Genomic DNA, 12,804 nt, shown 5'->3' with positions numbered 1-12,804 from the left:
CATCAAGCCTTCTCATAAGTTGATCATCACCCGCCACCTCTCCCCTCCTCTCTTTTCTCTCTTCTCTGAACAGCATCAGAAATAAAACATAAACATTATAAACAACAACAAACATTATGACAAATACACCTGAGTTCAAGTACGCTCCCATGTTCCAGAAAGGAAAGGACACCACGGAGTACCGCTTGCTCTCGAAAGAGGGGATAAGCATTGGCGAATTTGAAGGACACAAGATTCTGAAAGTAAGCAAGGAGGCACTCACACTGCTTGCACAACAGGCATTCCACGATGTGGAGTTCATGCTGCGCCGCGAGCATAACATGCAGGTGGCAGCGATACTCAGCGACCCGGAAGCCTCTGAGAACGACAAGTACGTCGCTCTGCAGTTCCTCCGCAACGCCGAGACGGCATGCAAAGGCGTACTGCCTTTCTGCCAAGACACCGGTACGGCGATTATACACGGTGAGAAAGGTCAGCAGGTATGGACAGGTTTCGAGGACGAGGAAGCACTCTCACGCGGTGTCTATAACACATTCACCGAGGACAACCTGCGTTACTCACAGAACGCACCGCTCAACATGTACGATGAAATCAACACACGTTGCAACCTCCCTGCACAGATAGATATTGAAGCGGTAGAGGGCGACGAGTATCGTTTCGTAATGGTGGCAAAGGGCGGTGGCTCGGCCAACAAGACCTACTTCTACCCCATGACTAAGGCTACGATACAGAACGAGGGCACATTGCTGCCTTTCCTCGTGGAGAAAATGAAGAGTCTCGGCACTGCAGCATGTCCGCCTTACCACATCGCATTCGTAATCGGTGGCACCTCGGCAGAGAAGAATCTGCTGACAGTGAAACTCGCAAGCATAAAGTATTACGACAATCTTCCCACCACAGGCGACGAGACCGGACGTGCTTTCCGCGACATCGACCTTGAGAACAAACTCCTCGCTGAGGCTCAAAAAATAGGTCTCGGTGCACAGTTCGGCGGAAAGGCGCTTGCCCACGACATACGCATAGTGCGCCTGCCGCGCCACGGAGCAAGTTGTCCTATCGGCATGGGAGTAAGTTGTTCGGCCGACCGCAACATCAAAGCGAAGATCAATGCAGACGGTATATGGCTTGAGAAAATGGACGATAACCCTACAGAACTTATCCCTGAAGAGTACCGCAAGCCGGGAGAGGGAGTCAAGGGAGTAGAGATTGACCTCGACAAGGGCATTGACAGCGTTCGTGCAGAACTGTCAAAATATCCCGTCAGCACCCGAGTAAACCTGAAAGGAACAATAATCGTGGCTCGCGACATCGCCCACGCCAAACTCAAGGCACGCCTCGACGCAGGCGAAGAGATGCCGTCTTACTTCAAAGACTACCCCATTTTCTATGCCGGACCGGCAAAAACACCGGAGGGTTACCCATGCGGTTCGATGGGACCGACCACTGCAAACAGAATGGATCCATACGTTGACGAGTTCCAAGCGCACGGAGCATCGCTCGTGATGATTGCCAAGGGCAACCGCACAGACGCGGTGACAGAGGCTTGTCGCAAGCACGGCGGATTCTATCTCGGCACTATCGGCGGCGTGGCAGCAGTGCTTTCGCAGTCGAGCATCAAGTCGATAGAGTGTGTTGAATACCCCGAACTCGGTATGGAGGCGATATGGAAAATCGACGTTGAAGACTTCCCCGCATTCATACTCGTTGACGATAAGGGAAACGATTTCTTCAAACAACTGAAACCACGTCAGTGCAGTTGCTAAGAGAAAGCGAAAAGAAAAAGAAACAATCATTCCTTTCCTGATAAGGAAATGATAGATTCTTTATATCATATTTACTATTAAACAAGAGGTTTTAGGGGATATTTTCCGCTAAGACCTCTTGTTTAATAAGACACCAAAGACTTGAAAGCGCAAAGCAATTTCGCCTGTTTTGGTCAGCAATTTCGCCCATTTTGCTTTCCAAATTCGCCCAATTTGCTTTCTAATCTCGCCCATTTTGCAATCACAAGGCTATCCTATTGGCATCTGATTCGTGGTCATATCGCTAATAATAATCATCATTATGTATTTCCAAGAAAAAAAGAATATGAAATTACGAGCCGTTCAGAACGATATTATATTTATGTTACAAAAAGCAAGAAAAAGGCATTATAACATTGTCGGACAACGATAATTCACTACTTTTGCAAAGGAGATAAGCGATGAGAGGTGAGTGTTCTTTCTGCGCTTCACTCTGAAAACGGCACGTTTCGGAGCCGAGAGTAACGATTGTATTACAATAATATAAAAGCAAAAAAGAGGATATGGATATTGCTTCAATGAATGGCAACATAAGAAAACGTTCCATCGGAGGGCGCGTTTTCATACTCATTTTGTCGCTGTTCGTATTCGTGATTTTCTCGTTCGTGTTCCTATACAAGTCGAACGACAACAAAAACAGGATAGAGAACATCAACCAACGGTTGCAAGACTATAACGACCGTATGTATGAGATGCTGCAACTGCAAAGACAAAACGGTGGCATTGCCGACATCGGAACAATAACAGAATATATAAAAAAGCACCCGCAGGAGAACATGCGCGTCACCTTAATACACGAAAACGGCACCGTGATATTCGACAGTCAGCGAAAAAAGACGGAGGCGATAAAGAACCATGCCAACCGCATAGAGTTCAGAAAGGCTCTGAAAGACGGACGAGGATATGACATAAGCCGACCAAGTGCCACGGTGAAAGGCAATTTCTTCTATTCCGCGACACACTACCCTGCCGACTCATTGGTAATACGCACGGCACTGCCTTTCGACGAAGACCTCGGAAAAGACCTCTCGACAGACATCATCTTCATGAGCATCTCAATCATTGCTCTTATCATAGTGTCGGTGTCGCTCTACCGATTCATCAACCGCGTGAGCAACAACGTTACACAACTTAGGATATTCGCAAGCAAGACCAACAAGAACATGACACTCAACATAGAAGACCTTGCGAAATTCTCTGACGACGAACTGGGGGAGATTTCAGAGCATATCGTGAAACTATACATACGCCTGCAAAAGACGAAAAACGAACAGAACATCCTCAAACGACAACTCACGCAGAACATAGCGCACGAACTGAAGACACCGATAGCGAGCATTGAGGGCTATCTGGAGACAATACTCTCGTCGCCCGACATCGACGAAGAGACGCGCACGCGTTTCATAAAACGATGCTACGACCAAAGCATAAGACTCGGACATCTCGTAAACGACATTTCGGCACTCAACCAAATGGATGACGGAATGGCCAACATACAGTTCACGAAAATTGATATCGCGCAGCAAATTCGCAAGATAGTGAATGAGGTGGCACTCGAACTCGAAAACAGGAAAATGACATTCGACCTGCATATACCTCCCACAATGCACATCAACGGAAACCCATCGTTGATATACAGCATATTCCGCAACCTTACCGACAATGCCATCGCATACGCCGGCGAAGGCACCACAATAACTCTTAGCGCGACAGTGCATGCCGACAACGAGGCCTACCTCTTCCGCTTCAGCGACAACGGCGCGGGCGTTCCGCAACATCATCTTGACCGACTGTTCGAGCGTTTCTACAGGGTTGACAAAGGACGGAGCAGAAAGATGGGAGGAACAGGACTCGGACTGTCAATAGTGAAGAACGCGGTGCTTGCACATGGAGGCAGCATAAAGGTGGAGAACAACCATTCGGGCGGACTATGCCTGACCTTCACGCTGCGCAAAAACCTTTAGTCAGCACAATCTGCCCGGCAATCGAACAAAATCGATCAAGGACTCTAATTTACCGGTATGGGTTAAAAATATCCTGAGTCACTTCACAAAAAAATCGCCCGGACACCGCAACTCATTGCGAATGTCCGGGCGAAAATTAATGTATCTTTTGAAGATCGGTCGTTATCTTCTTGTCACCTTGACCACCTTACCGTTCTGCAAGCGCACTATGTTCAGTCCGCGTTGCGCCTGTGGCAGTCGGCGACCGTTGGCATCAAAGATTTCCTTCGCGCCCGAAAGGTCGCAGTCGAGTTCATAAATGCAGTTCGGCAACTCGTTGTAGTAGGTGTTAGTGGTTTCGCTATAGAACACCTTCATTCCACCTATAACAGGATGTTCGTCCTTACCAATCTCTTGTCCGAACGCCTCGCCAAGTTTATAAGCCACCTCGCCCGACTTCATCTGCTCCTCGGTGACGAGGGTATGAGCGTCGGTGATGTTGTACTCACGCACGGCAAAGACATTCTTGAAGTTCTCCTTGGTAGAAGTTCCGCCGACACATGCACCGGCTTTGTCATTACATTCTATCTCTCCAAGGCTGAACACATTCTCTACCACGGCAGTGAGGAAGTTGGCACCGGCAATACCACCGGCCGAGAGTGGCGACTTCACAGTACCGAGGTTGTAGCAGTTGGTAATCACAGACGTTCCTTCAGAGAGGTAGCCCACCAAACCACCGGCATAACTAACAGTAGCGTTCACAGTTGCCTTGTTGACACAACGGTCAATCGTTGTATTGTATCCCAGATATGCTGCCAATGCTCCGATATACTGACTTCCGGTCACTTGTCCATCGATGGTTAGATTCTTGACAGTACCATTGTTCACGAAGCCGAAGAATCCCTGATGAGAGTTCGTTGGGTTATCAACGTATATACCGCTGATAGTGTGTCCCTGACCATCGAATACTCCCTTGTAAGCCTTGCTGGTAACGCCTCCGCCCATCGGTCTCCAGTCGTAGTCGGCGAGGTCGATGTCGGCAATGAGCACAGCCTTTGTGTCCCTGTTGCCTGAATTAACATCGTTGCCATACCACGCCATTTCTGCTCCTGTAGCAATCTGATATACTCCATCAACGCTGCTCGGTTCGGTCTTTGTCACACCGTCCCATGCATCCGGCGTACTTGCTTTCTGCATACCGACATTGACTATCTGTTCGCCTTCAGCATCATCGGCTATGGTGAACTTGCCACGATAACATCTGTAACCCGCCTTTGCACCGATGATTACATAGTTGCCGTATGTTCCGGAGAACGTACCGTCACCATTATCAGTCACGGGCTTGCCATTTTTGGTGATGGTATATGCTACATCCGGAACGTCAGAAACAGGACGAATCACGAATTTTTTAAGAGGAGAAAGCGCAATACGAACTTCAGGAATGAAGCCGAAGTAGGTCTTGTGAGGAACGGCAGTGAAGTTAGGAGAGCGACCTGCCAGACGACTTATGGTGCGGTGATTGCCAATTGGGTCGCCGTAACCATTTACCTGTAACACGCCCTCATTCATTACAATCTCCGGCGTTGCGGCCACATCATGGTCTTCAGCAATCTCAAACATGATTGCCTGTGCTGCCGGAGCAGAGCCGAAGGTGTATTGTCCCGGTCCGAGAATCAGCGACGTACCGTTAGGCACACTGTTGTAAGTAACATACGCAGACATGTTGTAAATGCCCGAAAGTTTGTTTGCCGGGTGGCGCAGACCGCTGTATTGAATCTTCACCTTGTCGCCCGGTTGGAATATATTGCTGCCCGGACGCGACTCATTGGTTATTTCGCGGTGGCACGGTTTAGCCGTGAGCACCTGATAGACGGCATTGCCCTGCGCATCTTTCATGCGTACTATCTGGCGTCCTTCTTTCAGTAATAGCGTGTATGAGCCGTTGTCATTCTTTGTCACGCCTTCGCTTCCGAAGCCGGTGTATGTTGCCATCTGTGCACCGATAGTAGGATATGCCATTTCCACAGATGCCACACCTTCCGGAGTGAAGGTATATTCTGCGCCGGGTTCGGTATCAAGATAGTAGAACACATCGTGCTCTGCATCTACGTTTTCGCCTGCCACCTTCAGTGCGCCGGTGTTGTATGCCTCGTTGATGTGCATGTTAGGCTTGATGGTCGTAGCATCGCCACCAACGGTAACTACGTATGCAGCAGTATTCTCGGGCCATATCGCGCCCCAATATTCGCCACCCATATAAGGCGTTTTCTCCACCTTTTGTGTCTTATACGAGTAGTCGTAATAGTTTGTTCCGATGGCATCGTAGGTGACGAGAACAATTGCCGTACCTTTTCCAACGGCGTTTATTACCGACCAACAGTCGCCACCTTCGGAGTTAGGACGCGGCGAAATTTCTATTACTCCGGTGCTCGGATTACCGTCCAAATCCACTACAGTGTAATGGAAGTCGGGTTCCATGAAGTAGTTGTTTGTCTGCGTGTCGGTAAGTTGCCATGTACGCATTGCGTGCGCATCATACTTATCGCCCACCTTCATATTCAGATGTCCTCGTTCGTTTATGTTGACGAAGATGTCTCCGGTCTCATATCCTCCGTTCCATGTCACGTCGTGCTTTATCGTTTTGGGTCCGAAGGCAGCATAGTCTTCTTCTGTAAAAATCAGTTCGGGACACACGTTGTCGCCCGCTTTCGAAATGAAATAGCCTGCTTGTGTAAGTCCACCCTCACGCCAAGTGCGATAGTTATAGACCTGATATTCTGCCAAATGATATGTCAGCAACTTATTGTTTCCAACCACCTCTGTCTTTGTTGGCTTTATCTCTTTAAAGGCAGTGAAGTGTGCGAACTTTATGCCAAGGAACAGTTCGGCATCGGCGGGAATAGTGATAGTGCGGTCGCCACCCTTCGGTATTATACCTGCCACGTTGACACCTGCCGTAAGTGTGCCGGCCTTATAGAGGGTCATGTAACCTTCGGCCTGATGTTCCTCGCTTGGTGTCATCGTCACGTAGTAACTGTTGCCATTCAGTGCAAGGAAAGTTTTGCGTCCCGGTATTATGCTGTTGCCTACTGTAATTTCTTGTTTCACTCCTTCGCGTGAGTTCACTTCGGCCTCAACGGTGTAATCCACATCAGCCTCCCAGAAGACATTTTCACCTTTGGTGTTTGTAGCGTATGCTGTGTTTGTGAACACCATGAATGACTGTTCCGGTTCGTCGGTAACGTTGATTTCGATTGTTCCGTTATTTGTTGTTCCGTTTGTGGCGTATGCCGTGAGCACATAAGTACCTTTCGTAGCCTGGAAATTGTAGTTTCTTCCTTCCGGAGTACCTACATCTACGGCATCTCCCGTTGCCTTGTTTGCAAGACTCATGGTCGGTGAAATGCCATTCATCGTCACTTTGATATTTACAGGAGTTGCTGTAGGTTCGGTGTAATAAACAGTGTATTCATTTATATAAATAGTTGTAGTAAATTCTGGTTTCTCCACAACCTCTAAGTTTTTGGCAAAAAGTGTAATATCATTACCCCCTACCTGATAATTACCATTAGGAAATGTAAAATTCACAGAAGTTTTTTTATCACCTACCTCTATGCCATAATCGTTTACTATTCCATGCGCCTCGTCCATTGATCCACCATGAAATGCCAAAGAAGCAAATTGATTATCACCCTCTGTTGCGGTAATCAAGCCTGCACCACCTCTTAGATTGGCTCTTACTATAGCAGAGATACCCGTAATAGTACAAGTAGAAGGCATGCCGGAAATAGTAATACTACTTGAATTACCTTTACTTAAAATAAAACTGCTTATATCTTGACTATTAAAATCGACGGTCACTCCTTCTGGCACATCACCTATTGCTTTTGCGGAATACACTTTCGTTTTACGATTATAATTCGGTATAATCTTGAACGATTTCACTGCACCTGTTTCTTCTTTCCTCATCTTCACGCCATTATCAGCAAGGCACTCTTGTGAAGATGCGATTAAGAATACAAGGGACAGTAACAATAAAGTAAATAACTTTTTCATACTGTTTTGATATTTAATTTTAAACATAAACATTTAACAACACAGAACTAATCCGTGCATGGTATGTTGTAATGGCTCACACCAGAACAACATACCATTTTCCGAAATTAGTCCTTAGTATATAACTTTCTTACCATTGATTATATAGATACCTCCCTTAACTGGGTTGTCTATGCGAATTCCCTGAAGATTATAGATAGCAGTATTCTCTGTCTCCGACTTCATTTCGGTAATTCCTGATGTTGTAGAGTCGGTGTAATAAACGGTGTATTCATTAATATAAATATTAGTATTAAAGTCAGGTTTCTCTACTATATTCACGTTTTGGGCAAAAAGTGTAATATCATTACCTCCTACCTGATAATTACCATTAGGGAATGTAAAATTCACGGAAGTTTTTTTATCACTTACCTCTATGCCATAATCGTTTACTATCCCATGCTCTTCTGTCATCGATTCTCCATGAAATGCTAAGAAAGCGAATTGAGTATCACCCTCTTTTGCGGTAATCAAGCCGGCACCACCCATCAAGGAGGCACTTACGACAGAAGATATTCCTGTAATAGTACAAGTAGAAGGCATGCCAGAAATAGTAATAAAACTGGAATTGCCAGGACTTAATATAAAACTACTTTTACAAAGACTTTCAAAAGATACGGTCATTCCTTCGGGTACATCACCTGTAGCAGTAGCAGAATATACTTTCGTTTTACGATTATAATTAGGTATAATTTTGAACGATTTTACTTCACCAGAATCTTCTTTCTTCGTATTCACTACATTGTTAATATCGTTTCTACCTTCGATAGGGAATCTTACTGCAACATCATCATAGGCAAAGTATGCAGGCTGAGAAAGTCCGTAACCATTGTCATTGCTGCCAACAATATTAAAATAAACCTCATTTACTTCTTCCAAATTTGAAAGATTCCATTCAGACCAATCTGTAATAAGAATGTTGCCATATCTTGCCATAAACAACTCGTTACTCCCAATAGAATCTCCATCCAAATATCCTGATGCAACAATCTTCAAATAATCATTCGGGCCGAGGGCAGCAGTGAGGCTATTACCATTCTTCAAACAGTTTACAAGATAGGTGGTAAGGTTTACGTACATGTGGTCAACAGTACGTGCAACGCCATCTCCGAATTTGAAAGACGGAAGATTTTCTGCCGAATAACCGGAGTTGTCATGATAACCATAGTGTACACAGAAGTTGTTAGAGCCGTTATGACCGTGTCCGTTCCTGCCACTCGATGCGTTATTAGGAACATAAACCGAGAGTTGGTGCAGATAGTCGCCTTCGCTAAGTTTACCATTCCAATAGTTCGAAATGGCATGACCGCCACCCCAATACATCGTTGTGTTCCAGTTTAAAGGAAGTTCTGAATAGAGAAAGGTATTGTCCCTGTCATACCATTTGTAATTAACGCTGGTGTATGGTTGCGAAGGATTACCATGATTCGCACCATAGAGCAGTGTTCCTCCATACTGTGGATTGTCTATAAGAGACGACCAGTTGCGATGCCCCAAATAGTTTGTAGAGTCCGAAACATAGTCGGCATCCTCGAAAGTCAGAGTTTTAAGAGTGTAGGTAACACCCTCCTGAGCATATGCGGACAACAATCCGAAGCATAATGCCAATAAAGTAAATAACTTTTTCATACTGTTTTATTTTTTTAATTGTTAATAAAAAGGGTTTCTATAAATAATTCATGGCTGTCATTTGCAAACGATTTTCTTACCGTTCTTTATATATATGCCGCCACGTTGGGGCTTCTCGACCTTACGTCCCAGCAGGTCGTAGATTGAGTTATCGGTTCTCTGTTCCTCGTTTTCAACATTCTCTATGCCCGTGAACTGTCCGTTTGGAGGTAGTGCGAGGAAATGTCCGGGATTGATATACACCTTGTAAGTGCCGAGTTTCACTCCTTCGGGATTCCATTGATGGAGCGCACCCGCTTCAGTATATGAACCGGCATCGGTGGCATAGACGTAACCGGTGTATGGATTAACGTATATGGCGTATGGCATTGTCATGCTTTTGATGTCCTCAAGCAGTGTTCCGGGAAACGATTCGGTCGTTCCCACCACTCCATCGGTACGAATAATCTCAGCCGGATCGATAATTACGTAGTTAAAAGTGTATTCACTTGTATAGTATGAAAACCTCGAACCAATCACGTAGAAGCGTCCATCGCAAGTCGTAGTGTTGTATGTTGCGGCGTATGGCATAACGACAAAACTGCGCGGTTCGTCATTAAGGGCTTTCTTACAGTCGAAAATGATCGAGTTTGCCGGTATCTCGTAGTAGTTACCCGGAGAGTTGATGCAGAGATATTGTCCTGATTTTGACATTTTGCCATATAGGTTTATCGTGCCCGTATCAACGTTTTTCACCAGTTGCATAGTCTCGGCATTGAGAATACTGACGGTGGTTTCGTACTCGTGAGGCTCTTGAAAGGCATAGCCTCCGGTATTTGCAACGAAGATATGACCATCGTAAAGGGCGATGCCTTCAGGCTCATAGCCCACCTCGGTGGCGGCAACAACCTTGAAGTTGGTGATATCAATCTTCGCCACATAACCCTTGGTAAAGGCTTTCATGCCGTCAATGGTTTCGCACTCGTGTCCGTAGGAAGACACATAAACATATCGGCCGTCAGAAGCAAGTTTACGATTGTTGGGCACATTCTCGGTGGCTGCCACGGCAGTACCATCGGGACGTATGAACTGAATGATGTTGCTCCAGTTAATAGCAATGGCGATGAGCGTGTCGTTGATCTGAATAATGTCATTCGGTGTGTCGCCGAGTTTGTAACCGTTCTTCTCTCTGAACCATTCGTTTGAAACGACATGGTCGTCTTCAAAGTAGGTCAACTTGCCATTGTCGGCCTGCCAGTTACCTTCGTTCAGAATGAGAATCTTTTCCTGACCAAGCAATTCCACCGGAATAGCAGTCAAAAGGAATAAACAAATTAATGATAAAGTTTTTTTCATATTACAAAAGTTAAAGTTGCTTTATAGTTTCTTCCCACCATCGGGTATCTCGGAATATGCTCGTATTGGACATCGAGCAAGTCGTTGACCTCAAGCGTGAAGCCGTAGTTTCGCCATGTATATGACAGTTTAAGGTCTATATTGTTATAAGGTTCGAGAATGTCCCTTGGGTCGGCGTATGCCCACATCCTGCTGCTTACGTGCAGGTCGGAGAGGGTGAGTGAGAGTGTTTTCCAAGCCACAATGCCCGTAATGCCGTAACTGATTGTAGGCGAATAACAGATGGGCTTGTTGTATGTGTCCTCGTTTTTAGGGTCTGTGCGGTTAAGGTCGCGCTGCCATGTCAGCGAAGTGAGCAACGAGAAGTTCCAGTCGCGAGGCGCAAAGTTGGCCGAGGCAGTGGCATTCAGTCCGCGACAGAAGGTCTCGCCATAGTTCATCATCGACCATGTGTATGTCCCTTTCAGCGGAATACATACGATACGGTTTTCTATTTTGTTCTGATAGACATCGGCTTGAATAGCGGCCTTCCATTGTCTTGAGTTGTAGTGATATTCCATACCGATGTTTAGTTGCTTTGTGTACTCCGGCTTCAGATTACGGTTGCCTACTTGTGTATAATACAAGTCGTTGAGCGTCGGGGCACGGAATATTTTCTTATACCAGCCGCGCAGTGTCACGCCATACAGGGTGTAGCCGACGGATATGGAAGGAGTGATGCGCTGCAAAGGGTCGGCTGCACCGACTTTCAGTTTGGTATGGTCTTTGTAATGCTGATAGAGCATTGAGGCAGACAGCTGCAAGTCTTTATAGTTTGCCTGCACTGCGACAACCGCTTTCTGGTCGAGTCGGCGTATAGAGGAGAAATGTTTCAGGTCGGCACTAAGCCATGACATTCGGGCATCGTAACCGGTGTTCACCGACAGCCATTCGATGGGCATATAACAGTAGGACAATGAGGCATAGATGTCGTTCTGCCGATAGTGGTTATTGACCTTTGCCGTGTTCTGATTTTCCGGGTAATCGGTGCAATAGCGCAGGTACTCGTTGCTGTATTTGCTGTTCACCTTGAACCTGTGTCTCTTCGCAAATTCCCTCGTATATGATGCCTGCACGAACATGTCACGATCCCACTCGCGCCCCACGTTGGTGTATTTGTCGCTCAGTCGCCTGACAATACCACCCGGGCATCCGCGTTCGGAGTCGTAGAAATAGAGATGCGAGGAGAAGCCACCATTGAAAAGTGCCCCTTCGGCACGCAGGTATCTGATGTCGGAGTTGCGGCGTGTGCCCACGGTATCTTCATATTGCGACTTATATCGGAAAGGATAATCGCCCTTTGAGTTGAGGTATTCCAAATCAAGGAAGCCGCTCCAGTCGTTTCTGCTGAACTGAACATTGGCCTTGCCCGAATAGGTATGGAACGAAGCGATGCGCCCCATGACCGTCAATGAGTCCTTGCGCGGACGGCGAGTCTGCATATACACCGTTGCACCGGAGGCATACTCGCTGGCCGACTGACAGTTATCTAATTTGTTGGCATTGTAGAGCGAGACCGACTCAAGTGTGGAAAGCGAGAATTTTCCCAAGTCAACAGTGCCGTTCTGGGCATTGGTGATGCGTATGCCGTCGATATAAACGCCAACGTGCTGGGCACCGAGCGAACGCACATTGATGGTCTTAAGTCCTCCCAATCCGCCATAATCCTTTATCTGAACACCTGCAAAGTATTTCAGAGCATCGGCAATGGAGGTTGTTGACAACGACTGCAGTTCGCCTCCCGACAGTTTCTGAACCGTGGCAAGCGGACGTTTGCCGAACACTTCAACCTCTCGGATGGTGTGAATGCTGTCTTCTAACGATTTTTTGCCCGACGATTGAGCGAACGAACAGATAGGGCTTGCAAGCAGAACAAGCAGCAGCACCTTACTGAATACTATATTTTTATGTTTCATAATCATATATATAAATGACGTGGGTGTTCTGTATCAGTTTCTGCA

The 12,804-nt window shown here is 46.4% G+C and carries 6 protein-coding genes; 2 read left to right on the top strand and 4 right to left on the bottom strand.

The features are described from left to right. Window positions 1-116: 116 nt before the first annotated feature. On the top strand, window positions 117-1,763 hold the full coding sequence (locus EHV08_RS10090) for a fumarate hydratase (protein WP_126679152.1): 1,647 nt from the start codon (window positions 117-119) through the stop codon (window positions 1,761-1,763). Window positions 1,764-2,305: 542 nt separating this feature from the next. Further along, on the top strand, window positions 2,306-3,766 hold the full coding sequence (locus EHV08_RS10085; RefSeq protein WP_238988064.1) for a sensor histidine kinase: 1,461 nt from the start codon (window positions 2,306-2,308) through the stop codon (window positions 3,764-3,766). 162 nt (window positions 3,767-3,928) lie between these two features. Here the strand turns inward: EHV08_RS10085 and EHV08_RS10080 are convergent, their stop codons facing one another. From EHV08_RS10080 to EHV08_RS10065, 4 genes are all read right to left on the bottom strand, one after another. Then, the gene (locus EHV08_RS10080) at window positions 3,929-7,801 is read right to left on the bottom strand and encodes a hypothetical protein (RefSeq protein ID WP_126679151.1); all 3,873 of its coding nucleotides are present in this window, start codon (window positions 7,799-7,801) and stop codon (window positions 3,929-3,931) included. A 114-nt stretch (window positions 7,802-7,915) separates the two neighbouring features. After that, window positions 7,916-9,469 (bottom strand): DUF4465 domain-containing protein, encoded by a 1,554-nt coding sequence (locus EHV08_RS10075; protein ID WP_126679150.1) that lies wholly within the window; start codon window positions 9,467-9,469, stop codon window positions 7,916-7,918. Between the two features lie 57 nt (window positions 9,470-9,526). Continuing rightward, window positions 9,527-10,804 (bottom strand): YncE family protein, encoded by a 1,278-nt coding sequence (locus tag EHV08_RS10070; protein WP_126679149.1) that lies wholly within the window; start codon window positions 10,802-10,804, stop codon window positions 9,527-9,529. After that, window positions 10,801-12,759, bottom strand: coding sequence for a TonB-dependent receptor plug domain-containing protein (locus tag EHV08_RS10065; protein ID WP_158676079.1), 1,959 nt, complete (start codon window positions 12,757-12,759; stop codon window positions 10,801-10,803). The genes EHV08_RS10070 and EHV08_RS10065 overlap by 4 nt, the downstream gene beginning before the upstream one ends. Window positions 12,760-12,804: the final 45 nt, after the last annotated feature.

This window comes from Prevotella koreensis (assembly GCF_003977605.1).
GTDB classification, from domain to species: domain Bacteria; phylum Bacteroidota; class Bacteroidia; order Bacteroidales; family Bacteroidaceae; genus Prevotella; species Prevotella koreensis.
Note: the sequence above shows the minus strand (reverse complement) of the source record. Positions and strands in the feature narration are given on the sequence as shown.